The 24,405-nt window shown below is 52.2% G+C and carries 22 protein-coding genes; 7 read left to right on the top strand and 15 right to left on the bottom strand.

Features of this window, described 5'->3' with window-relative positions:
- Positions 1-124 precede the first annotated feature (124 nt).
- On the bottom strand, positions 125-3,571 hold the full coding sequence (gene mfd / locus OGV98_RS11735; protein WP_286551511.1) for a transcription-repair coupling factor: 3,447 nt from the start codon (positions 3,569-3,571) through the stop codon (positions 125-127).
- A 118-nt stretch (positions 3,572-3,689) separates the two neighbouring features.
- Complete coding sequence (locus OGV98_RS11730; protein ID WP_016149996.1) at positions 3,690-4,754, bottom strand: acyltransferase family protein; 1,065 nt, start codon at positions 4,752-4,754, stop codon at positions 3,690-3,692.
- Between the two features lie 261 nt (positions 4,755-5,015).
- On the opposite strand from OGV98_RS11730, the gene lolC reads away from it, so the two are divergent.
- The 5 genes from lolC (at position 5,016) to cobB (ending at position 9,991) form a co-directional block, all read left to right on the top strand.
- Complete coding sequence (gene lolC, locus OGV98_RS11725) at positions 5,016-6,215, top strand: lipoprotein-releasing ABC transporter permease subunit LolC (protein WP_049002588.1); 1,200 nt, start codon at positions 5,016-5,018, stop codon at positions 6,213-6,215.
- Complete coding sequence (gene lolD, locus OGV98_RS11720) at positions 6,208-6,909, top strand: lipoprotein-releasing ABC transporter ATP-binding protein LolD (RefSeq protein WP_003030805.1); 702 nt, start codon at positions 6,208-6,210, stop codon at positions 6,907-6,909. Before lolC ends, lolD begins: the two co-directional genes overlap by 8 nt.
- Entirely contained in the window at positions 6,909-8,153 is a 1,245-nt protein-coding gene (gene lolE, locus OGV98_RS11715) for a lipoprotein-releasing ABC transporter permease subunit LolE (protein ID WP_003030804.1), read from the top strand. Before lolD ends, lolE begins: the two co-directional genes overlap by 1 nt.
- A gap of 89 nt (positions 8,154-8,242) precedes the next feature.
- Positions 8,243-9,154 carry an N-acetylglucosamine kinase gene (gene nagK, locus OGV98_RS11710; RefSeq protein WP_003030802.1) on the top strand — a complete coding sequence of 304 codons (912 nt, stop codon included), beginning with the start codon at positions 8,243-8,245 and terminating at the stop codon, positions 9,152-9,154.
- 15 nt (positions 9,155-9,169) lie between these two features.
- The gene (gene cobB, locus OGV98_RS11705; RefSeq protein ID WP_003030799.1) at positions 9,170-9,991 is read left to right on the top strand and encodes a Sir2 family NAD+-dependent deacetylase; all 822 of its coding nucleotides are present in this window, start codon (positions 9,170-9,172) and stop codon (positions 9,989-9,991) included.
- Between the two features lie 99 nt (positions 9,992-10,090).
- On the opposite strand, the gene potD is transcribed toward cobB, so the two are convergent.
- The 4 genes from potD to potA are packed head-to-tail and all read right to left on the bottom strand — an operon-like array spanning position 10,091 to position 13,918.
- Positions 10,091-11,137 (bottom strand): spermidine/putrescine ABC transporter substrate-binding protein PotD, encoded by a 1,047-nt coding sequence (potD, locus tag OGV98_RS11700; protein ID WP_003030797.1) that lies wholly within the window; start codon positions 11,135-11,137, stop codon positions 10,091-10,093.
- 27 nt (positions 11,138-11,164) lie between these two features.
- Complete coding sequence (gene potC, locus OGV98_RS11695) at positions 11,165-11,944, bottom strand: spermidine/putrescine ABC transporter permease PotC (protein ID WP_003030794.1); 780 nt, start codon at positions 11,942-11,944, stop codon at positions 11,165-11,167.
- Positions 11,941-12,798 carry a spermidine/putrescine ABC transporter permease PotB gene (gene potB / locus OGV98_RS11690; protein ID WP_003030793.1) on the bottom strand — a complete coding sequence of 286 codons (858 nt, stop codon included), beginning with the start codon at positions 12,796-12,798 and terminating at the stop codon, positions 11,941-11,943. Before potB ends, potC begins: the two co-directional genes overlap by 4 nt.
- Positions 12,782-13,918 carry a spermidine/putrescine ABC transporter ATP-binding protein PotA gene (potA, locus tag OGV98_RS11685; RefSeq protein WP_003030791.1) on the bottom strand — a complete coding sequence of 379 codons (1,137 nt, stop codon included), beginning with the start codon at positions 13,916-13,918 and terminating at the stop codon, positions 12,782-12,784. The genes potB and potA overlap by 17 nt, the downstream gene beginning before the upstream one ends.
- A gap of 250 nt (positions 13,919-14,168) precedes the next feature.
- On the opposite strand from potA, the gene pepT reads away from it, so the two are divergent.
- Positions 14,169-15,395 carry a peptidase T gene (pepT, locus tag OGV98_RS11680; RefSeq protein WP_016150059.1) on the top strand — a complete coding sequence of 409 codons (1,227 nt, stop codon included), beginning with the start codon at positions 14,169-14,171 and terminating at the stop codon, positions 15,393-15,395.
- Positions 15,396-15,497: 102 nt separating this feature from the next.
- On the opposite strand, the gene roxA is transcribed toward pepT, so the two are convergent.
- From roxA to phoP, 3 genes are all read right to left on the bottom strand, one after another.
- Complete coding sequence (gene roxA, locus OGV98_RS11675) at positions 15,498-16,619, bottom strand: [50S ribosomal protein L16]-arginine 3-hydroxylase (protein ID WP_003030786.1); 1,122 nt, start codon at positions 16,617-16,619, stop codon at positions 15,498-15,500.
- Positions 16,620-16,711: 92 nt separating this feature from the next.
- Positions 16,712-18,175 (bottom strand): two-component system sensor histidine kinase PhoQ, encoded by a 1,464-nt coding sequence (gene phoQ, locus OGV98_RS11670; RefSeq protein ID WP_003841868.1) that lies wholly within the window; start codon positions 18,173-18,175, stop codon positions 16,712-16,714.
- Positions 18,175-18,846 carry a two-component system response regulator PhoP gene (gene phoP, locus OGV98_RS11665; RefSeq protein ID WP_003030783.1) on the bottom strand — a complete coding sequence of 224 codons (672 nt, stop codon included), beginning with the start codon at positions 18,844-18,846 and terminating at the stop codon, positions 18,175-18,177. Before phoP ends, phoQ begins: the two co-directional genes overlap by 1 nt.
- A gap of 67 nt (positions 18,847-18,913) precedes the next feature.
- On the opposite strand from phoP, the gene OGV98_RS11660 reads away from it, so the two are divergent.
- On the top strand, positions 18,914-19,093 hold the full coding sequence (locus OGV98_RS11660; protein ID WP_193388983.1) for a hypothetical protein: 180 nt from the start codon (positions 18,914-18,916) through the stop codon (positions 19,091-19,093).
- 81 nt (positions 19,094-19,174) lie between these two features.
- On the opposite strand, the gene OGV98_RS11655 is transcribed toward OGV98_RS11660, so the two are convergent.
- From OGV98_RS11655 to OGV98_RS11630, 6 genes are all read right to left on the bottom strand, one after another.
- Complete coding sequence (locus OGV98_RS11655) at positions 19,175-20,089, bottom strand: tyrosine-type recombinase/integrase (protein ID WP_049002590.1); 915 nt, start codon at positions 20,087-20,089, stop codon at positions 19,175-19,177.
- Between the two features lie 154 nt (positions 20,090-20,243).
- Positions 20,244-20,864 (bottom strand): hypothetical protein, encoded by a 621-nt coding sequence (locus tag OGV98_RS11650; RefSeq protein ID WP_103856767.1) that lies wholly within the window; start codon positions 20,862-20,864, stop codon positions 20,244-20,246.
- The gene (locus OGV98_RS11645; protein ID WP_003841874.1) at positions 20,861-21,667 is read right to left on the bottom strand and encodes an SDR family oxidoreductase; all 807 of its coding nucleotides are present in this window, start codon (positions 21,665-21,667) and stop codon (positions 20,861-20,863) included. Before OGV98_RS11645 ends, OGV98_RS11650 begins: the two co-directional genes overlap by 4 nt.
- Positions 21,654-22,319: an iron-containing redox enzyme family protein gene (locus tag OGV98_RS11640; protein WP_003841877.1), complete on the bottom strand. Its 666-nt coding sequence runs from the start codon at positions 22,317-22,319 to the stop codon at positions 21,654-21,656. The genes OGV98_RS11645 and OGV98_RS11640 overlap by 14 nt, the downstream gene beginning before the upstream one ends.
- The gene (locus OGV98_RS11635; protein WP_016150064.1) at positions 22,316-23,758 is read right to left on the bottom strand and encodes an AMP-dependent synthetase/ligase; all 1,443 of its coding nucleotides are present in this window, start codon (positions 23,756-23,758) and stop codon (positions 22,316-22,318) included. Before OGV98_RS11635 ends, OGV98_RS11640 begins: the two co-directional genes overlap by 4 nt.
- On the bottom strand, positions 23,739-24,395 hold the full coding sequence (locus OGV98_RS11630; RefSeq protein ID WP_286551509.1) for a thermostable hemolysin: 657 nt from the start codon (positions 24,393-24,395) through the stop codon (positions 23,739-23,741). Before OGV98_RS11630 ends, OGV98_RS11635 begins: the two co-directional genes overlap by 20 nt.
- Positions 24,396-24,405: the final 10 nt, after the last annotated feature.

Genomic DNA, 24,405 nt, shown 5'->3' with positions numbered 1-24,405 from the left:
GGTTTTTATTATGTAAAAGTAAACGAGAATTATGGCGGTTTGCTGTGTCTGGAAGTGCAGGGAAGTGCAAAGAGTTTGTAAATTCATCAGGCCGGGTGAGTGGTGTGCTCACCCGGCCTGTTCACTATGCTACGGCGTTTTCTTCAAGCTGACGCATAAACTGGCGGACCCAGTCGATCCGCGTTTTACGCTCGCCCAGATCCTGCATAAATTTCAGTCGGGTTGGGCCGTCCAGACGGAAGTGTTGCGGTTGTTTTTGCAGTAAACCAATCAGCCAGACCGGGTTGACGTGGTTTTTCTCGGCAAATTCGATGGTACCGCCTTTGTCATGACCTTCGAGCTTTCTGATCCCCAGTTTCTGCGCCTGCTGGCGTAAACGAGCGATATCCAGCAACGTACGGGCCGGGTCGGGCAGCAGGCCAAAACGATCTATCAGCTCGACCTTAATCTCTTCCAGTTCGTTTTCGCCTTTCGCGCTGGCAATGCGCTTGTAGAACGATAGTCGGGTGTTAACATCCGGTATATAGTTATCCGGCAGCAGAGACGGCATACGCAATTCAACTTCGGTTTGCTGGCTGGTGAGATCTTCCAGTGACGGTTCGCGTCCCTCCTTGAGCGCATCGACAGCATTTTCCAGCAGCTCCATATACAACGAGAAGCCGATGCTTTCCATGGAACCACTTTGATCTTCACCCAGCAGTTCCCCGGCGCCGCGAATTTCAAGGTCGTGGGTCGCCAGCGCAAATCCTGCACCCAAATCTTCCAGCGAAGCGATGGCTTCCAGACGCTTTTGCGCGTCGGTGGTCATTGCTTTTGGATGCGGCGTCAGCAGCCAGGCGTACGCCTGATGGTGTGAGCGTCCCACACGACCGCGTAGCTGGTGCAATTGCGCTAAACCAAAGTGATCGGCGCGTTCGATGATAATGGTGTTGGCGGTCGGAATGTCGATCCCGGTTTCGATAATGGTGGTACACACCAGCACGTTAAAACGCTGATGGTGGAAATCGTTCATCACGCGTTCCAGCTCGCGCTCGCGCATTTGCCCGTGGCCGATACCAATACGCGCTTCCGGCACCAGTTCTGCTAATCTGTCAGCGGTTTTCTGGATATTTTCGACGTCGTTAAACAGATAATAAACTTGTCCCCCGCGCAGAACTTCACGCAGGATCGCCTCGCGTACCACCAGGCTGTCGTATTCGCGTACGAAGGTTTTGACCGCCAGACGACGAGCAGGCGGCGTGGCGATGATCGACAGATCGCGCATGCCGCTCATCGCCATATTGAGCGTACGCGGAATAGGCGTTGCCGTCAGGGTCAGAATATCGACATCCGCACGCATCGCCTTGATGCGTTCTTTGTGGCGAACGCCGAAACGGTGCTCTTCATCGACAATCAGCAGACCCAGATCTTTTAACTTCACATCCGCTTGCAGCAGTTTGTGCGTGCCGATGAGAATATCAATTTTCCCCTCGGCAACCTGTTCCAGAATCTGCGCTTGCTCTTTGGCGCTACGGAAACGGGACAACATCTCAATGCGTAACGGCCAGTTGGCAAAACGATCGCGGAAGTTGTCGAAGTGCTGTTGTGCGAGCAGGGTAGTCGGAACCAGCACGGCAACCTGTTTGTGGTTCTCTACGGCAAGGAAAGCGGCGCGCATCGCGACTTCGGTTTTACCAAAACCGACGTCGCCGCACACCAGGCGGTCCATGGCCAGCGGTTGACACATATCGCTGAGTACAGCGTTGATCGCCTGCGCCTGGTCAGGCGTGGTTTCAAACGGGAAGCTGTCGCAAAACAGCTGATACTGTTCACGGTCATGCTTAAAGGCAAAGCCTTCTTTCGCCGCGCGCTGGGCATAAATATCCAGCAGCTCTGCCGCGACATCGCGCACCTTCTCAGCGGCTTTCTGTCGGGCGCGTGACCAGGCATCGCCGCCCAGTTTATGCAGCGGCGCATTCTCTTCTGCACCGCCCGCATAGCGGCTGATCAGATGCAGTGACGACACCGGCACGTACAGTTTGGCGTCGTTGGCATAGGTGAGCATCAGATATTCACCGGTGATACCGCCCGCTTCCAGCGTGGTCATCCCGGCATAGCGACCCACGCCGTGTTCCAGATGCACTACCGGCTGACCGGGATGCAGCTCTGCAAGGTTACGAATTAATGTATCCGGGTTGATGGTGCGACGCGAATCCTGGCGGCGACGCGCCACGCGTTCCCCAAGCAGATCGCTTTCACAAATCAGTGCCAGATTGCGTTTGCTATCGATGAAGCCGTGCTCAGCTGCGCCAATCATCAGATAACGACCGTTATCTACGGCTTCATCGAGTCGCAATATCCGCTTCGGTGCCACTTTGATACGAGCGAGCAACTCGCCAAGCGCTTCACGTCGGCCTTCACTTTCGACCGAGAAAATCACCGGGCCGGTAAAGCCCTCAAGGAATTTACGTAACGCATCTAACGGTGATTTTTGCTGTGCCTGCACGGCGATGTCCGGCAGCTTCTGGAACCCGAGGTTGGTATTCGCAGCTTTGTTCGCCAGACTCTCGGTTTTCAGTTGAACGCGCGGCCAGCGTTTAAGTTCAGAAAACAGCTCATCAACCCGCAGCCACAGCGATTCCGGCGGCAGAAGCGGGCGCATTGGATCAACACCGCGATTTTCAAAGCGTGACAGGGTATCGGCCTGGAAGCGTTCTGCGCTGGTCTCGATATCACCGGTATTGACCAATAACGTATTGGCAGGGAAGTAGCTGAACAGCGGCGGCAGCGGCTCGCTGAAAAACAGCGGTTGCCAGTATTCAATACCCGCAGGTAACGTGCCTTTGCTGACCTGCTGATAAATATGTTCGGCGTCGCGTTTAACCTCAAAGGTATCGCGCCACTGACTACGGAATAGCTCGATGGCCGTTTTGTCAGTCGGGAATTCGTGCGCGGGAAGCAAATTAATGGCATCGACTTCTTCCAGCGTGCGCTGGGTGTCGGTATCAAACAGACGCAGGCTGTCGATTTCGTCATCAAAGAAATCCAGACGATAAGGCAACTCGCTGCCCATCGGGAACAGATCCAACAACGCGCCGCGCGTGGCGTATTCGCCGTGTTCCATGACCTGATCAACATGGCGATAGCCAGCGCTATCCAGCTGTTCGCGCAGGGCGTCGCGCGAAAGCCGCTGACCTTTTTTCATGACCAGCGCATGCCCGTGCAGATAGCTGTGCGGACAGACACGCTGCATCAGAGTATTTACCGGAACGATCAGCACGCCTCGCTGCATGGCAGGCAGTTGATACAGCGTAGAGAGACGCGAAGAGATAATCTCCTGATGGGGAGAAAAACTGTCATAGGGCAGCGTTTCCCAGTCGGCCAGGTTCATCACCATCTGGTCGGTAAACTGACGAATTTCATCATGCAGGCGCAAAGCATTTTGCATGTCCGGCGCGATCAGCACCACTGGACCGGCGTGATGTTCGGCGATTTCGGCGACCAGCGTTGCGCAGGCGGCACCGGTAAGCTCACCCAACTGGCGCTGATCGCCAGCTTTCGCTGGGAGCGTGTAACGATGTTGTTCAGGCATTCGGTTGTCAGGTTCTCGTTTAGATATACATCTGATAAGCAATGTTCTTTATTATCCGTGATCGTTTCTCATAAGCAAATTGATTCGCCCCCTGATGGGGGCAAAAAGCGCGTTGGGGTTAGCGCGAAACGACCGATAATGAAGGCGGGGAAAAGAGCAGGTCGGCCACTGTTTTTTGTGAAATTTTACGCACCAACAGGCCAAACAAGGTGCACAGCAGCAGGCAGGCGAATGGATACACCAGCAGCAGGGCCAGCTCTGCATATGCAGGCCAGGCGGCATGATTAATGTTTGGGATTAGCGTTAAGCTGAACAGCTCAACCAGAATACGGTGGGTGGTGTAGATGGCGATGGTATTGGCACCAATTACGCTTAACGGGCCGGACTCACGCATACCAAAGCGCAGCTCAAATTGATAAAACAGCTTCATGATCAGCACAATGGAAAGAAGAGAAAGTAATAGTGAGACATTTGCCAGCCACGCGACGATGGCGGCGATTGCGCTAACCAGAACAATGAGCGCATGGCGGCGCAGGGGCACCTCCTTAATCCATACCATCAGCGTTGCGCCAAACCATGCACCGAGGCTGTACCAGGGCAGATTGCGAATCACGCTGTTCATTCCCCACCACGGCGTCGGGACAAAGTTGATCGTCACGCTCAGCGCCACAAATAACGCCAACAGCGGTACTGCCCAACGGCTGAAAATTTTACACAGAACAAAATAGACAATCAGCGCGTACAGATACCACAAGCTGGTACTGGCCGTCAGCATCCCGTGGGTAAAACCTGCGATCGAACCAGCATAAGCGGCGTTGGCAGCATGGCTCAGATCGCGCTGTGGGGCCAGCCAGTTATTGAGCGCCACTAACGCCAGCCATTGCACCACACCCCAGAGAATCAGCACCCAGGCAATACTCCAGATCCGTTTATCCACGCAGGTGGTCCACGGGACGCTATCAATGTAGCGACGGATCAGATATCCCGAAATAAAGAAAAAGACCGGCATGCGAAACGGCGCCAGGTACAAATTGAGGTAAATCCAGCATTTGCTCAGCAGCTCTGAAAGCGGATGCTGAAAAGTAGTGAGGTGCGGGTAAAATGTGATTACCGAGTGGTAAATCACCACCAGACAAATACATAACCCTTTGATTTGATTAATCCATAGTTCTTTTTTATTCATCGAGACGGCGTATCCATATTGTTGGTTATAGCCTGCCATCCTGCGCAACCCGCTGTGCGCTGTAATGCGTAACTGTCTGCATTTTGATTTTTTAAGATAAAGATCAGGGTCCAGGATGGAAGGGAAGAGGGACAGCTTTAGCGAATTGATTTATTTATACTTTTAGGAATAGTGCTGACGAACACTTACGGTTCAGTCATTTACCCATTCCGCTTTCGCTTATATACTCGTGACTTTGCTAACAGCAACCAGACGGATTTCATGTACCAACCTGTCGCTCTATTCATCGGCCTGCGTTATATGCGTGGGCGTGCAGCAGATCGCTTCGGTCGCTTCGTTTCCTGGCTCTCCACCATTGGCATTACCCTCGGGGTAATGGCGCTGGTCACGGTGTTGTCGGTGATGAACGGTTTTGAGCGCGAGCTGCAAAACAATATTCTTGGCCTGATGCCTCAGGCCGTTCTCTCGTCTGAACAGGGTTCCCTCAACCCGCAACAACTGCCGGAAAAAGCGGTGGTGTTGAACGGCGTCAACCGCGTTGCACCCATAACTACGGGAGATGTGGTGCTGCAAAGCGCGCGTAGCGTGGCGGTCGGCGTGATGCTCGGTATCGATCCGGCGCAAAAAGATCCGTTAACGCCGTATCTGGTCAATGTGAAGCAAACAGATCTGCAACCGGGTAAGTATAATATCATCCTCGGCGAGCAGCTTGCCGGGCAGTTGGGTGTGAACCGTGGCGATCAAATTCGCGTGATGGTGCCTTCGGCCAGCCAGTTTACGCCGATGGGACGTTTGCCGAGCCAGCGTCTGTTTACGGTGATTGGCACCTTCGCCGCCAACAGCGAAGTAGACGGCTACCAGATGCTGACCAACATTCAGGATGCTTCCCGCCTGATGCGCTATCCGGTGGGCAATATTACCGGCTGGCGTCTGTGGCTGAACGAACCGTTAAAAGTTGATACGCTGAGCCAGCAAACGCTGCCGCAGGGCACCAAATGGCAGGACTGGCGCGAGCGCAAAGGGGAACTGTTCCAGGCCGTGCGCATGGAGAAGAACATGATGGGGCTACTGCTTAGCCTGATCGTGGCTGTGGCGGCTTTTAATATTATTACCTCGCTGGGTCTGATGGTAATGGAGAAGCAAGGAGAAGTGGCGATTCTACAAACGCAGGGGCTAACGCCGCGGCAGATAATGATGGTGTTTATGGTTCAGGGGGCCAGTGCCGGGATTATCGGCGCGCTGCTTGGCGCGGTGCTGGGCGCATTGCTCGCCAGTCAACTGAACAATTTAATGCCAATTATTGGTGTGCTGCTGGATGGCGCGGCGCTGCCGGTCGCTATCGAGCCGCTGCAGGTTATCGTCATTGCGCTGGTGGCGATGGCCATCGCGCTGCTGTCTACGCTTTATCCTTCCTGGCGCGCTGCCGCCACTCAACCCGCTGAGGCTTTACGTTATGAATAAGATCCTGTTGCAATGCGACAACCTGTGCAAACGCTATCAGGAAGGCACTGTGCAGACCGATGTCCTGCACGATGTCAGTTTTAGCGTCGGCGAAGGTGAGATGATGGCGATTGTCGGCAGCTCTGGCTCCGGAAAGAGTACGCTGCTGCATCTGCTGGGCGGATTGGATACGCCGACTTCCGGCGACGTGATTTTTAGCGGTCAGCCAATGAGCAAGCTCTCGTCGGCGGCGAAAGCGGAACTGCGCAATCAGAAGCTGGGCTTTATTTACCAGTTCCACCATTTACTGCCGGACTTTACCGCGCTGGAAAACGTAGCGATGCCGCTACTGATCGGCAAGAAAAAACCGGCTGAAATAACCGAGCGCGCACGGGATATGCTGAAAGCCGTAGGACTGGATCATCGTGCCAGTCATCGCCCGTCTGAACTGTCTGGCGGCGAACGCCAGCGTGTGGCCATCGCTCGTGCGCTGGTGAATAACCCGCGTCTGGTCCTGGCGGATGAGCCAACGGGTAACCTGGATGCGCGTAACGCGGATAGCATTTTCGAGCTTCTGGGCGAGCTGAACCGCTCTCAGGGCACGGCATTTCTGGTGGTGACGCACGATCTGCAACTGGCGAAGCGGATGAGCCGCCAGCTTGAAATGCGCGATGGTCGCCTGACGGCTGAACTGAGCCTGATGGGAGCTGAGTAATGGCTTCGCCTTTATCGTTATTGATTGGTCTGCGCTTTAGCCGTGGTCGGCGGCGCGGCGGTATGGTTTCGCTGATATCTGTGATTTCCACTGTTGGCATCGCGTTGGGTGTGGCGGTGTTGATCGTTGGTTTAAGTGCCATGAACGGATTTGAGCGTGAGCTGAACAACCGTATTCTGGCCGTAGTCCCACACGGAGAGATTGAAGCCGTAAATCAGCCGTGGAATAACTGGCAGGAAGCGCTCGACAAAGTACAAAAAGTGCCGGGTATTGTCGCCGCGGCGCCTTATATCAACTTTACCGGACTGGTAGAGAGCGGGGCGAACTTACGCGCGGTGCAGGTGAAGGGCGTTGACCCGAAACAGGAACAGCGTTTAAGCGCACTGCCATCCTTCGTGCAAAACCATGCCTGGGATAATTTTAAAGCCGGTGAACAACAAATCATCATTGGTAAGGGTATTGCCGATGCGCTGAAGGTGAAGCAGGGCGACTGGGTGTCGATTATGATCCCTAACGCCAGCGCGGATCATAAATTACAGCAGCCTAAACGCGTGCGTTTGCACGTAACGGGAATTCTGCAGCTGAGCGGTCAGCTCGATCACAGCTTTGCCATGATCCCAATGGAAGATGCGCAGCAATATCTGGATATGGGAACCAGCGTTTCCGGGATTGCGCTGAAGGTTAACGACGTGTTTAACGCCAATAAGCTGGTGCGGGACGCGGGTGAAGTCACCAATAACTATGTTTATATTAAGAGCTGGATCGGTACTTACGGCTATATGTATCGCGATATCCAGATGATTCGCGCCATTATGTATCTGGCGATGGTGCTGGTGATTGGTGTGGCCTGCTTTAATATCGTTTCCACGTTAGTGATGGCGGTAAAAGACAAAAGCGGCGATATTGCGGTATTAAGAACCCTCGGGGCGAAAGATGGGTTGATCCGTGCCATTTTTGTCTGGTACGGCCTGCTGGCGGGTCTGTTTGGTAGCCTGATAGGCGTCGTCATCGGGGTGGTTGTCTCGTTGCAACTGACGCCGATCATCAACGGAATCGAGGCGCTTATCGGTCATCAGTTCCTGTCCGGCGATATCTATTTCATTGACTTCCTGCCGTCGGAATTACACTGGCTGGATGTGATTTACGTGCTGGTGACAGCACTCGTGCTGAGTCTTTTGGCAAGTTGGTATCCGGCGCGTCGCGCCAGCAATATTGATCCTGCGAGAGTACTTAGCGGCCAATAACAACAATAATACACGACAGCATTCATGCTGCATCAAGGCGTAGCCAACGCAGAGGCATCTTGAAGGATGACGTGTATCAAGGAGCGGTGATGTATTACGGATTTGACATCGGCGGGACCAAAATTGCGCTGGGCGTGTTTGATAAGCAACGTCGTCTGCAATGGGAAACTCGCGTCCCTACACCTCGCGACAGCTACGACGCTTTCCTTGATGCGGTCTGCAATCTGGTGACGGAAGCTGACCAGCGTTTTGGTATCAAAGGTTCGGTCGGTATCGGGATTCCTGGCATGCCGGAAACGGAAGACGGCACGTTGTACGCGGCCAACGTTCCTGCCGCCAGTGGCAAACCGCTCCGCGCCGATCTTAGCGCTCGCCTTGACCGCGATGTGCGTCTGGATAACGATGCGAACTGTTTTGCTCTCTCCGAAGCCTGGGATGACGAGTTTACCCAATATCCGCTGGTGATGGGGTTGATCCTCGGTACGGGCGTTGGCGGCGGCCTGGTGCTTAACGGGAAATCCATCACCGGACGCAGCTATATCACCGGCGAGTTTGGTCATATTCGTTTGCCGGTCGATGCGCTGACGTTGATGGGCTTTGATTTCCCGCTGCGCCGCTGCGGATGCGGCCAACTGGGATGCATCGAAAGCTATCTTTCCGGCGGTGGATTTGCGTGGTTGTATCAGCATTACTACCATCAACCGCTGGATGCCCGTGAAATTATCGCGTTGTGGGAGCAGGGCGATGAACATGCGCGTGCACACGTAGAACGCTATCTGGATTTGCTGGCGGTGTGTCTTGGGAATATCCTGACTATCGTCGATCCTGATTTGGTGGTGATTGGCGGAGGCTTATCGAATTTTACCGCTATTACGACGCAACTGACGGACCGACTGCCACGTCATCTGTTGCCGGTTGCCCGGGTACCGCGTATTGAGCAGGCACGGCACGGTGATGCCGGCGGGATGCGCGGGGCTGCTTTCCTACATCTTACCGATTAATACAAAGAGGTTGTTATGCTGTCGCGTCGGGGTCATCGGTTAAGCCGCTTTCGTAAAAATAAACGCCATTTGCGCGATCGCCTGCGTCAACGAATCTTTTTCAGAGACAGAGTGGTGCCTGAATTGATGGAAAAACCAAGAGTGCTGGTACTGACGGGAGCGGGAATCTCCGCTGAGTCAGGAATTCGAACCTTCCGCGCGGCGGATGGTCTCTGGGAAGAACATCGGGTTGAGGACGTTGCGACTCCGGAAGGATTTAGTCGAAACCCGGAACTGGTTCAGTCGTTTTATAACGCCCGTCGCCATCAATTGCAACAGCCAGAAATCCAGCCCAACGCGGCGCATATCGCACTGGCAAAACTCGAAGCCGAACTGGGCGACCGTTTTTTACTGGTGACGCAGAACATTGATAACCTGCATGAGCGTGCGGGCAGCCAGAACGTTATCCATATGCACGGCGAACTGCTCAAGGTTCGCTGCTCGCAAAGCGGGCAGATTCTGGAATGGAAGGACGATGTGACCCCGGAAGATAAATGTCACTGCTGTCAATTTCCGGCACCGCTGCGACCACACGTGGTGTGGTTTGGTGAAATGCCGCTGGGCATGGATGAAATTTACATGGCGCTGGCAATGGCGGATGTATTCATTGCGATTGGCACATCGGGACATGTTTATCCGGCTGCGGGTTTTGTGCATGAGGCGCGACTGCATGGGGCACATACGGTAGAACTAAATCTCGAACCGAGCCAGGTTGGCAGCGAGTTTGAAGAGAAGTATTACGGTCCGGCAAGCCAGGTGGTGCCAGAGTTTGTTGAGAAGTTATTGAAAGGTCTGTGAGCACGGATGGCGTAGGCCCGATAAGCGCAGCGCCATCGGGCAGTGATGATGCGCCGGATGCGACGCTGGCGCGTCTTATCCGGCCTACGAGGAGGGCAATTAACGTCCTGCTTTTAGCTTCTGATAATACTCTTCATAGATAGCGCTGGCGGAACCGACGTCGTTCTGCCATTCCCCTTTGTTGATGGTTTCTGCGTCAGGGTACAGGGTTTTATCATTTGCGACTTCAGGGCTTAACAGCTTACGTGCTGCCAGGTTTGGCGTCGGATAACCAATAGTTTCCGCAACTTCTTTCGCCACGTCCGGGCGCAGCAGGAAGTTAATCAGCTTCAGCGCACCTTCTTTGTTTTTCGCGTTAGCCGGAATAGACAGGCTATCCATCCAGAAAATGCCACCTTCTTTAGGCCATACCACTTCCAGCGGTGTACCTGCCTGACGCGCAACATACGCGGAGCCGTTCCACACCATCCCCAGATTGACTTCACCTTCCATATACGGGTTGGCCGGGTTGTCAGAGTTAAACGCCGCGACGTTAGGCATCAGTTTCTTCAGCTCGTTATAGGCGGCTTCAATCTCTTTCGGGTCGGTGGTATTGCCGGAGTATCCCAGCTTGCGCAGCGCCATCTGGAACACTTCACGCGCATCATCCGTTAACAGCAGACTGCCTTTGTACTCCGGTTTCCATAGATCGGCCCAACTGGTGACGGTTTTCGGATCGATAGCATCGCTGTTTACGCCAATGGCCGTCGCACCCCAGATATACGGGATGGAGTAGTCATTGTTCGGGTCAAACGGCTTGTTGAGCATTTCCGGATCGAGGTTGTGGAAGTTGGTCAACGTCGACTTGTCGATCTTCTGGATCATGCCTTCTTTACGCATTTTATCGACGTAATAGGTGGACGGAACCACCAGATCATATGCGCCGTCTTTATAGGTTTTGAGCTTGGCGTACATGGTTTCGTTCGACTCGTAGGTCGAATAGATAACCTTAATGCCGGTCTCTTTGGTGAATTGTTCCAGCAGCCCTGGCGGGACATACTCGGTCCAGTTATAGAAATAGAGCGTGTTGTTGTCATTCGCGTGAGCGGCGCTCATGCCCAGTGCCAGAGCACCCGCCGCGAGCAGGTGGCGTGACCATTTTTTCATCATTTAACGTCCCCTGAATTAAGGGCCTCAGCGGCCCTTGGTTTTATCACGTGCAATAAGCTGGCTGGCGATCACCATAACCAGCGACAGAACCAACAAAATGGTCGCCAGCGCGTTCACCTCTGGTGATACACCGACTTTGACCATTGAGTAGATTTTTAATGGCAGAATTTCATAACCCGGTCCGGTAACGAAGGACGAAACGACGACATCATCCATCGACAGCGTAAAGCTCAGCAACCAACCTGCAGCCACCGCAGGCATAGCCAGTGGCAGTATAATCTTGCGCAGAATAGTTACTTCGCTGGCACCCAAATCTTTAGCAGCCTCAAGCATGCGTACATCAAAACCTTTCAGGCGTGAGTAAACTGTCACCACCACAAAAGGCAGACAAAAAGTGATATGTGAGAACAACAGCGACCAGAAACCCAGTTGAATGCCGATCAGCATAAACAGCACCAGCAGAGATATTGCCATCACAATATCTGGCGACATCATCACCACGAACAGCATACCACTGACGAACGGTTTACCGCGAAAACGGTAGCGGTACAGCGCAACCGCAGTGAGTGAGCCGATCAAGGTGGCAAACGTGGCGGATAGCACAGCCATCGTCAGCGAGTGCTGCGCCGCCTGCAACAGGCTGTCGTTATTCATCAGCAGGCCGTACCATTTGGTAGTAAAACCCTGCCAGTTGATGCCGAAGCGCGAGCTGTTAAAGGAGTTCACAATCAGAATGATGATTGGAATATACAGATACGCGTAGATAGCGGTCATAAAACCGCCGCGGAGCAGTCGACCGATCATTCGAGTTCCACCTTCTTGTTCAGCAAGCGCGAGGCACGCCAGTAGATCAGCAGCATCAGACCCATCACGATGGTCAGCGTAATGCTGGTGGCTGCACCAAACGGCCAGTCACGGATGTTCAGGAACTGAACTTTAATTACGTTGCCAATCAGCAGGTTTTTCGCGCCGCCCATTAAGTCGGAAACGTAAAACAGCCCCATTGCGGGCAACATGACCAGCAGGCATCCGGCGATAATCCCCGGCATCGTTAACGGAATAATGATGCGGGTGAAGGTCTGAAGTTTACTGGCGCCTAAATCGCGTGCGGCTTCCAGCAGCGGCTTATCGAGCTTTTCAATGCTGGAATAGAGCGGCATCACCATAAACGGGAGCAGGATGTATACCAGCCCGATAATCACCGCGCTGGGGGTAAACATGATGCGAATGGGTGTATCGATAACCCCGAGCCATAACAGAAACTCGTTGAGATAGCCTTTGGTACTGAGGAAAATTTTGAGTCCGTAGATGCGAATAAGTGAGTTGGTCCAGAACGGAACAATCAGCAGGAAAAGCAGCAGCGGGCGCACTTTTTCCGGCAGTTTCACCAAAAACCAGGCAAACGGGTAGCCGAGTACCAGACAGGCGAGCGTGGCAATCAGCGCCATATTGAGGGAGTGAACCAGCACCTCAAAATAGAGCGGATCGAGCAAGCGCGTATAGTTCTCCAGCGTAAAGACCATTTTGACGAAATTGGCATCGTCGCGGGTCAAAAAGCTGGTACCGATGATCATCAGGTTGGGCAGAAAGACAAATAACACAAGCCAACCGACAATGGTGACGATCACCACACTCTGGAATTTACTTGTGTTCTTCATCAGCCAGTACTACCTCCCAGCTTTCTACCCAGTTAATCGCCATTTTCTGGTCGAGAGAGTGGTCAAAGTCAGGATCGTCTTCATTGAAGAATTCGCTGACCATCACCATCTTGCCATTTTCCAGTTCCACAACCGACTCCAGCGTCATGCCTTTGTAGTTGCGTTCGCGCACGTAGCCGATCAGGCCTTCGATATGATTATCATCGTTGATTTCATCTACGCGCAAATCTTCAGGACGTAACAGGACGTGCAGCTTTTGTCCGGGAACCACCGCGAAGTTGACATAAATATTGCACTCGCGGCCTTCAACGTTAGCACGAACACGCTGTTCATCCAGACGTTCAATCACTGTGGCGTTAAACATATTGATCTCGCCGATAAACCCGGCGACGAACAGATTCTTGGGCTCTTCGTAGATTTCGCGCGGTGTACCGTCCTGCTCAATCTTACCATCGCGCATCACCACGATGCGGTCGGACATAGTCAGCGCTTCTTCCTGATCGTGTGTGACAAAGACAAAAGTGATACCAAGCTTACGCTGCAGCGCTTTCAGTTCATTCTGCATCTGCTTACGCAGTTTGTAGTCCAGCGCAGAGAGGGATTCATCTAACAAGAGTAAGCGGGGTTTGTTGACCACAGCTCGGGCAATCGCTACGCGCTGCTGCTGGCCGCCGGAAAGTTGATGCGGTTTTCGCTGGGCGAACTCTTCCAGTTGTACCATGCGCAGGGCTTCGGTAACGCGGGGAGAAATGTCGGCTGCGGGCGTTTTTTGCATGCGTAAACCAAAGGCCACATTCTCAAATACGGTCATGTGGGGGAATAACGCATAGCTTTGGAAGACGGTATTCACGTAGCGGTTTTCCGCTGGAACGTGAGTAATGTCCTCGTTGTCCAACATAATATGACCGGAATCAACCGTTTCCAGACCGGCAATCAGGCGAAGAACGGTTGTTTTACCGCAGCCAGAGGGGCCAAGCAGCGTAAGAAACTCGCCATTATTGATGGTCAAATCCAGGCTGGAAATCACCTCTTTGCCATCGAAACTTTTGCGAATTCCCGCTAATTGCACCAGTGGAGAAAGCGAACGCGGTTGTTTATTCAATTTTTTACTCTGTCCCATGTAAACGCAACGGATGGCTGACCGATGCGGGGTTTGTGGTTAACCACCTTGATGACTCTTAATGAGGGCCGTTATTCTACGGCAAACCATTGTAATCGCCAATCCTTGTTGCGAATTACTGACTTAGCCCTATAGTCAGAGGGGATGTCAGGGCGAAATATTCTCACTTGCGGGGATAAAAGTGACCTGACGCAATATTTGTCTTTTGTTGCTTATTGATAATGTTGTCACAAAAAGTGAGGGTGACTGCATGGATAAACTACTTGAGCGTTTTTTACACTACGTGTCGCTGGACACCCAATCAAAATCGGGCGTGCGGCAGGTACCCAGCACCGAAGGACAGTGGAAATTATTACAACTGCTCAAACAACAGCTCGAAGAGATGGGGCTGGTTAATATTTCACTGAGCGAAAAAGGCACGCTGATGGCAACGTTACCCGCTAACGTTGCTGGCAATATTCCTGCGATCGGCTTTATTTCCCATGTGGATACCTCACCGGATTTCAGTGGTAAAAATGTCAATCCGCAAATTGTTGAAAACTATCGCGGTGGCGATATTGCGTTAGGCATTGGTGATGAAGTTTTATCGCCAGTGATGTTCCCGGTGCTGCATCAACTTCTGGGTCAGACGCTGATCACTACAGATGGTAAAACGTTGCTGGGCGCGGATGATAAAGCAGGCGTGGCGGAAATCATGACCGCACTGGCTGTGCTTATCCAAAAAGATATTCCGCACGGTGATATCCGCGTGGCCTTTACACCGGACGAAGAGGTGGGTAAAGGGGCGAAGCATTTTGACGTTGCGGCATTCGATGCGCAGTGGGCCTATACCGTTGACGGTGGTGGCGTAGGTGAGTTGGAGTTTGAAAACTTCAACGCTGCGTCGGTTAATATTAAAATTGTTGGCAACAATGTGCATCCCGGCACCGCAAAAGGGGTGATGGTGAATGCGCTGTCGCTGGCGGCGCGTATTCATGCAGAGGTTCCGGCAGATGAAAGCCCGGAAAAGACGGAAGGTTACGAAGGCTTTTATCATCTGGCGAGCATGAAAGGGACGGTCGATCGGGCGGATATGCACTACATTATTCGTGATTTTGACCGTAAGCAGTTTGAAGCGCGTAAACGCAAGATCATGGATATCGCCAAGAAGGTCGGTAAAGGGTTACACCCCGACTGCTATATCGAACTGGTGATTGAAGACAGTTACTACAATATGCGCGAAAAAGTGATTGAGCATCCGCACGTACTGGATATCGCCCAGCAGGCGATGCGCGATTGCGATATTGAGCCGGTGCTGAAACCGATCCGTGGCGGCACTGACGGCGCGCAGCTGTCGTTTATGGGATTACCGTGTCCGAATCTGTTCACCGGTGGCTACAACTATCATGGTAAACATGAGTTTGTAACCCTGGAAGGAATGGAAAAAGCGGTACAGGTGATTGTGCGTATTGCTGAACTGGCCGCGCAACAAAAATAAAGTATGTGTAGTTGCCGGATGGCGCTTCGCTTATCCGGCCTACATTATTACACTCCAGTAGGCCTGATAAGACGCGTAGTGTCGCATCAGGCACACTTCGCATTACCCTTCGAAGAACCAGTACCCGCTGTTGACCAGCGCGGCAAGCATGGCAAGGAAAGAAGGATCTTCCAGCGCATCCTCAAAGTTCTCAGCCGTCAACACAATATGACTGGCCAGCGCTTCCAGGGCAGGACGATGCGGTGAATCAATTTTCTCACCGTTAGCGTAGACGTCGTCGCCAATACGCAATACACGCAATCCGCCCAGACGCACTAACACATCACCTTGCTTCAGGGCATCGTAAATTTCGTCTGGCTGATATGGTGGCTCCGGCGGGGCAATATCCAGTTCATGACGAGACTGAGAAATAAACTCGCCAAACCACTGCTGGAAATGTTCTGGTTGATTAATCAGCCCGAGCATCATTTCGCGCAGCTTATCCATCTCCTGCGGCAGAACGTCGGCCGGATGATCGCGTGGCGGCAGGTCAGGATCGCTGTAATAGGTACTACCCAGTTCACGTTGTAAAACGTAATCGGCGAACCCGCTGATCAGCTCGCGAGTGTTTGGCGCACGGAAACCGACCGAATAGTTCATCGCGTTTTCCAGCGCATAACCTTCGTGCGGGAATCCCGGTGGAATGTACAGGATATCGCCGGGTTCCAGCTCTTCATCGATAATAGCTTCGAACGGGTCGACCTGAAGGAGATCCGGGTGAGGGCAGTGTTGTTTCAACTGCAGTTTTTCACCTACGCGCCAGCGACGACGACCGGTTCCCTGAATGATAAATACATCGTACTGATCCAGGTGCGGGCCAACGCCGCCGCCGGGGACAGAGAAAGAAATCATCAGGTCGTCGATGCGCCAGTCCGGTAATTCACGGAACGGGCGCATCAGCGCGGCAGTTGGCTCGTGCCAGTGGTTGACCGCCTGCACCAGCAAAGACCAGTTATTCTCGCCAAGATGGTCGTAGCTTTCGAAGGGACCGTGGCTAACCTGCCATTTTCCGTCCTGGTGGCTGACGAGTCGGCTGTCGACTTCGCTTTCCATTGCCAGTCCAGCCAGTTCGTCAGGAGAGAGAGGGTCAATAAAATTGTTAAACCCGCGTTTTAAGACCACCGGGCGTTTCTGCCAGTGGCGTTCAAGAAAATCGGGCCAGTTAAGTGTGAGTTGGTATTCCATAATGAGCATCCCGCAGGCTGGTATCTGCAACCGATTATAACGGATACTTAACCTCAAGCGTGAAGTCAGTACATATTTATTACATGCGACGATTACTCGTCTTTCTGACCCGGCTGCTGGCGACCAAAAATAACCTCCATGCGCGCACCACCCAGCAGGCTATCACCGGCAATAATCTGCCCGTCATACTGTTCGGTGATTTCTCGCGCCACCGCCAGACCGACGCCTTGTCCTGGACGTAGCGTATCTACGCGCTGTCCGCGGTCAAACACCACTTCCCGTTTGCTTTGCGGAATACCAGGACCATCATCTTCAACCAGAATATGCAGCTGATCCTCAGACAGTTGCGCTGAAATCTCGACAAACTCCAGACAATATTTACAGGCGTTATCCAGTACGTTGCCCAACACCTCGACAAAATCATTCTGTTCGCCCACAAAGCTGATTTCAGGTGAGATATCGAGATTAATGTTGACGCCTTTACGCTGATACACCTTATTCAGTGCCGAGGTTAGTTTATCCAGCAACGGCGCGATCGGGTGCAGTTCGCGGCTGAGTAGGGCACTGCTGCCACGCATGCTCGCGCGATGCAGGTAATAGCCTATCTGTTGGGAAATACGGCTGATTTGTTCCAGCATGATAGGCTCTGCGTCGCTGACGCTCATCTTTTCATTACGCATTGAGCGCAGAGTACTCTGCAATACCGCCAGTGGTGTTTTCAGGCTATGGGTGAGGTCTGTTAACGTGGTGCGGTATTTGTCATAACGCTCACGTTCGCTTTTTAACAGCCGATTGAGATTACGAACCAGGCTGGTCAATTCGCGTGTGGTGGCGGGGTTTAGCATCTCACGATGATGTTCCTCAAGCTCACGGACTTCACGCGCCAGCGATTCAATCGGCCGCAGGCTCCACCACGCGGCCACCCATAACAGCGGAATGACCAGCAACAGATTGGCGACCAGCACATAAATAAACCAGCTCCAGACCATATACGAGCGCTTTAGCTCTATCGGAATGGTATCGACAACCACAATGGTCAGTTGCGGCATTCTGGCAGTAGCAGGATAGACGTTTACCGCCACGGAGTGGGTCATTTCGGCGTCGTCGTCATCTTCTCTGACTTCTTTTAACTGCTGCTGCGCGGAGTGATCTTCGCCAAGTAGTGTGCTGGTAGCGTCTACGTTGGCTTCAATCTCATGAAATCCGTTGGTTTTTAGCCAGTCCGGTTGGATACTTTTCGTCAGCCAGGGAACATTGCGCTGCGCCCACAGAAGTTCACCCGCTTCATTGTAAATCAGAGACATTGTTGGGCTTTGCATGTCGAGGTTCTCGGGCAGCTCGATGTTAATCTTGCCGTTTTCCCATTTCGCCAGGGTATAAAACAGATTACTTTCGCCCCGCAGCAGGCGGAACGTTGTCTTATCAAAGCTGACGCTATAGCCTACCAGGGCAACCATGCCGTAGGCCAGTGAAAGCACCAATACCACGCCCGCGGTGGCCAGTAAAAAGCGCAGCCGCAGCGATAACGGGAAAAAATGACGCAATAATTTGTTCATTAGCGCAGTTCGAAAAGATAGCCTTGTCCACGTACGGTAGTGATCACCTCATGCGGATATTGCGCCTGAATTTTTTTACGCAGACGCCCCATCAGGACATCAATAGTGTGACTTTCGCGCAGCTCGGCATCCGGATAAAGCTGCAGCATGAGCGAATCTTTACTGACCACTTTGCCATTATTACGGATGAGAGTTTCCATAATGGTATATTCAAACGCCGTGAGCTTGATAACCTCATCATTGACGGATAACTCGCGTCGGGAGAGGTCCACTTGAAAAGGCGGAAGGGAGATAATTTGCGATGCCAGACCGCTGTTTCGACGCATCAGTGCCTGCATGCGTGCAGCCACTTCTTCGATGTGAAACGGTTTGGTGACATAATCGTCAGCGCCTGCACTGAGAACTTCCACTTTGTCCTGCCAGCCTTCGCGCGCGGTTAATACCAGAATTGGCAGCGAAACCTCATTACTGCGCCAGCGGCGGATTAGCGACAAACCATCTTCATCGGGGAGTCCTAAATCAACGATCGCGATATCCGGCAGATGCTCATTCAGATAATAGTCCGCTTCCTTCGCATCTTCTGCATCATCCACCTGATGCCCTAAATCCTGTAACTGAACCTTGAGGTGGTGGCGTAATAAAGCATTATCCTCGACAACCAGTACGCGCATCATCGTTTCTCCCTAAAATAATGGTATGAATAGTTTAACGCTGATTATGTGGATTGAAAGCAGCGCTATGAAATTAAATAACTTTTCTCATGCTCCCCTGCCCGTGGGGGCGTCCTGGGGGCAGTGCTGTTGGCATCTGATTGTTCTGCATGTTGACCTGATCCTGGTTCATGTCGCCAATCCACTTGGAGTAAACCTCGTACACCATGCGCGCATCTTCATGTACCATCTGACTCGCTATGAATGACGGGTTCGCTCCGGCCATCAACGTCCAGCATGCGTAGGTATTCCGTGACCTATAAGGATTCCTTTCGCGGATATTTGCAAGTTAAGTGCCTCGCTTCCAGCCATAGGCAATCGAGTTCATGGAGAAGTAACTGCCTTTTTTTGACGAATATGCTGTCGGTGAAAAAACGAAGCGAAGAGATTGCTGCTCAGTTTTTCCGATCTCCCGATAGTGAAATCGAATTTCTTGCTTCGGATTAGCGCCGGTGACTTCGTATTGTTCCTTCAGTGCATCCAGAGCAGGTTTAAGCAACGTTATCGTCCTTATTCCGGCATCTGTCTTAGGGGGTACAAATACTCGCTTATTCGTCAAACTTCTGGATACGTGGATTTCACCTTTTACCAAATCAATGTCTTCCCATGCCAGGGCGCATATCTCGCCCGGCCTCATCCCCGTATGAACGGCAACAATGATGATTAATGCCTGGCTACGGGGAAGGGCGGCTATCAGTGCCTGGTACTCATGAAGTAAAAGTGGGTCGGGATCATTTTTAGATAACTTGAGTCGCGACACTCCTTCATAAGGAGCATGCAATATAAACTGGCTTCGGTTTGCGAGCTTAAGCATTTCTGATAAAACTGCCATCTGTTTATTGACTGTTGAGGGCGCGCGGCCCTGCCTGGCCAGATTCGGCATTGCTGGGTTAATAATTGTCCCGGTCAATAACTCCTTTCGGTAATGCAAAATGTCGGCATGCTCAATATCTACCAGACGGGTATTTTCTCCGATTACACGCAGTAACGTATTTACGACCGAAGTAAGCGATAGCAGTGTTGCACCAGATACCTCTAAGGCTTTGGTGTCTGTAAAAAAATCACTCAGTTCTTTAAACGTGATGATTTTTTTGGTTGTGATGAACTTCTTAAGCGCTTTGGATTCCGGGAAACGTTCCGCATAGTCGAACTTACCGAGCTGTATTTCGCTTGTGATGAGCGCGCGAAGATTGCCTGAATACACCCTAAAACCATATGGGATGGGTATGGGGGGACTGAAATGCCCTTATGATCATTACCGAGTAAATCATCACGGAGAGTTCGCCAATTGAGGAAAGGTGACACGGATTTACAGATCAACAACCCCTGGCGTTATAACAACGCAGGGGTTGAATATTTTACTGAATACTTTCCAGGTCTTTTGCTATATCGCGATGGCGTCCCTGGTCGGCAATCTCACGCCCCTGGCGAGCCGGTGCTTTAAGAGCCTTTTCCAGATAGCGTTTCCCTTCGCCAGTCTTTTTCTCTTTCAGCAAAAAGTCACCATAAAAATAGTTTGGATCGATGCCATCAGGATTTATCGCCAGTGCTTTTTTCAGCATTTCTTCGGCTTTGTTTTTATCACCAAACCCAATCGGCCAGCCGGGAACCTGATAATATAGCGCCCCAAGGCTGGTCCAGGCTGATCCTTGTAAAGCATTGGGGTCGATGCTGATCGCTTTTTCCAGATCGCTACGGGCCTGTTTGACCAGACTCAATGCACCCAGCCCTCCTTTAGCCCCCGCCCAGCTACTGTCGATAATCGCCGACCAAATAAGCAATGCTGCGTCAGCATTATTTTTTGCCTGACTCGCACTATGGGCCCGCTGACTTAGTGTGGTAAAGCAGCTCTCTTTTTTTGCTTCAAGGGTCTGATACTGACAAACGGACCAGTCGTGCTGGAGGTTTTCCAGCGTGGTAGTCGCCATGGCAGAGGCGGGAAAAGCTGCTGTCAGGAGCAACGTTTTCATAATTTTCATTTGTCTTCACCTTTGAATGTGCCCTGGGTATAGGACTGGATCACCGCTAATTTTTTACCCAGCGCTTTGTCTACCATACCGGGAAACCAGGCATTGATTTTAACGAACAGACGTTCCATCGCGCCGAAGCGGTAGCGTTTCTGCTCTGTCTCAAGGAGATGTACCAGACGTACGGCGACAAATTGTGGGGAGTCACTGCTGTTGCCCAGTTTGCGGTTAAGCGCGTAAACCTCGTCACTGTTGAGCGCCGTTTCGGTAGCACGCGGCGCGGCATACAGTACGCTGATACCATTCCCCTTTAATTCGCGCCCCAGCGCTTCCGACAAACGGTGCGTGGCCGCTTTGGTGGCGCTATACACGCTCCAGGCAGGGTGGCCAATCTCACCAAATATCGAACCAATGTTTAGGATGATGCCCTGTGGATTAAACTTATCCAGCATGGCGCGGGTCAACAGAGTGGGGATTTCGATATTGGTTCTAATCTGTTCCCGAATATCGTCAAAAGACTGTTGTTCAAACAGTGCAAAACGGCTGGTTCCGGCATTGTTGATCAGGATATCCAGTTTGTTCTCATCTTTGAATCTGCTGGCCAGCGCGACGATTTCGTCATCGGTATAACTGCTCATTAGCACAATATGATGCCGTTCCGGATAGGGAAGCATCTCTTTCAGAAGCGTCATCGCCTGTGCATTTCGTCCAACCAGGCAGAGTCTGGCTCCTTTGTGCGCCAGCCTTTGCGCCAGCTCTTGTCCGATACCACCGCTGGCGCCAGTCAGCAGAACGGTTTTATCATGCAGGTTCATACGTGGTCTGCCCCAGTTGGTTAAGCATCTCTGTGTACAGGTGATAGACGCGACGAGCGGCATAGATAATGGCTGCCTGATCGGCCTCGTCAGTCACGGTATCCATAAGTGAAGCGAAAAATTTAAGATGTCCTTGATCAAGTTCACCGTGTGAACGCAGGTAGGTTGTCGCCTGTTCTGGCAACCCCAGTGTCCGTTCCACCTGGGCTGCAATCGCGGTAGCAATAGATACGCTGGTTCCCTCCAGAACCTGTACCATGCCAAAAATACTCATAGGGTTGACCCGTTCAATGCGGTAGTAGAGCCAGGCCACCATCATTTCTATCGGTATCCCTGGGGTGCCATTGCGAACGCTTTCCGCATCACCGCCGCAAGCCTGAATATCGTTCAGGATCCATTCCTGATGCCCGTACTCTTCGTCAATATATTCAGCAATTGCGCCCCGAATGGCTTCATGTGAGGCTGGCAAACGGCTGCCAGCACTCATCAACAGGGGGACGGTATGGCTGACGTGATAGTAAGCCTGTGTCAGAAAAGCGATATACAGGTCGCGCGAGATGTCACCAGTCTGGCAGCGCGCGATGACAGGCGAGGAGAGTAAACTCCGGCGTTCGGCCTCAGTCTGTTGTTGTAATTTGTTATAAAAGCTCATGATGACTCCTCTTCACTACAGGTGAGAATGTGTTGCCAGAGGGATTGCCGGATGAGTTCCCGGCGTGGGCGGCCATTTGCAGTGAGCATGCCAGGCTCTGATATAGCTGAAGTGAATAACAGGCGATGGAACTGCGCATAATCAGGCAGGCGAGCTGAAAGGGCCAGCAGCTGCTCGCGGGCCTGCATCTGTTGCCCGTCGAAGACATCGACGAGTGCAACGTTATGCCTTAATCCTTCTCCAAAAATCACTATCCGGCGTACAGCTGGACAGGTCATGGCCTCTGCCTCAGGCCATTCAGGTGAAAAATTACGACCAAAAGCGTTTATCTGGACATTTTTCAGGCGCCCCTGAATACGAACAAACCCGTGTTCATCAACACTGCCAAGATCGCCGGTGGCAACTGTTGGGGAGGCTGGTGCGGATCCCAGATATCCCAAAGCGTTAGCCGGGCTGGTGACACACAATTGTTGCTGGTCATCAACATTGATCTGGATACCTGGCAATGGCCGACCGACGCTGTTCTCTTTTATAGCGTCGGGCAGATTGAGGGCAACGACAGAGCCACATTCTGAGAGACCGTATCCTTCATATACAGGTAAGCCACTCTTTATCGCCATTGTCAGCAATGAAGCCGGAACCTTGCCACCGCCTGCGGCGACAAACCGTAAAGATTGCGTACTGCCTGGTACCTGCTTGTGCAGATGCAGTAACACACGTAGCAACTCTGGTACCAGCACCAGACTTTGTGGGCACCAGGTGGTCAGCGCCTGAAGAAACTGGGCTGGATTAAAGCGGCTGGAACCTTCAAACCCAATCCGGGAGGGTGGGAGAATCACCGTCTCAGCGCCAAGTAGCAGAGGGATGTAAACGCCGCACAGATTTTCCAGCAGAATACTGAGGGGCAGTGTCACCAGGTGTTTTTCCAGTTTCAGGGGGTGCAATGCGGCCGCTAACGTTTGAGCCATCCATACCATACCATCCAGACTCAGACAGACGCCTTTTGGCTCTCCGGTTGTACCGGAGGTATACGTTATCTTTGCCGTTCCTGCCGGCAGAGTCACGGGGTCCTCTACTGCACGGATTTGCAGTCTCCCGAGTACAAAATCGTGTTCCTGCCAATCCGCCAGGATTTCTCCACCGATTTGTGCATCCACAGAGGCTGATGATCGTACCCAGGCTTTCTGTTGCCCGCTGAAAAAGGAGGGGACAGGGATGATCACCACTCCACTTATCAGGCATGCGAGATCGATGATGGCCCATTCAGGGCTGTTATCCATTTCAAGTGCCAGCCGTTTTACCTTGAGGGCAGATAATTGTTCGGCCACTGCTTTAACGGCATCATGGTATTGCTGCCAGCTCCACGAGCGAGAATCGCCCTGCAGGGCGATGGCATTTGGCTGAAGCGCAGCCTGTTTCTCAAGCGTGTTCAGAAGCATAAGATCCTCCGGAAGGGGTTATCCAGGGAGCAGAAGGCGGATCAGCAAACATTCCCAGCAGCAGGCTGGTCTGACTCAGTGTGGTTTGCCCACCATGTAACTCCCCCGCCATAATTTGCGGGTCATGTTCGTAATAGCTCCCCCATTCACGCGCAGCTTCGCCAAGCCTTGTCGAGTCAGCAGGCATCAATGTGACTGGTTGCAGATTCAGGCGGAAAAAGGTATTGCGTATTTTTTTAGTTCCGGTAAAGACAATCCACGAATAGCAGTATTGATTGAGAAGCAGGCATAGAGCCGCATACATTATTCGGGCGCTTGCCCCATCGCTCGCGGCAAAATTACCAATTTCAACAATCGAGTCGCGTGAAACGGGATGTGACAATCGTGCAGACAGCACGACTTCAACCGGGAAATCAAGATAGTGTTCGAGGTATATCTTGCCCATTGAGGCCGGTTGGACGCCACAGGCTGCTTTTAATTCTCCGTTGGCATCGAACATTCCAAGTAACCATGGCATGCAGCGAGGAAGAGAAGCATGATAAAACTGAGAATAACTTTCACGAATAAACTCTGAAATATCATTTTGCTCACGTTCACCTGGAAGCCAGCGCAACGTATAAGGAGATAAGATTCGCATAGGAAGACCT

This window comes from Citrobacter sp. Cf136, assembly GCF_030333815.1.
GTDB lineage: Bacteria > Pseudomonadota > Gammaproteobacteria > Enterobacterales > Enterobacteriaceae > Citrobacter > Citrobacter freundii.
This window is presented reverse-complemented; position numbering and strand designations above follow the sequence as displayed.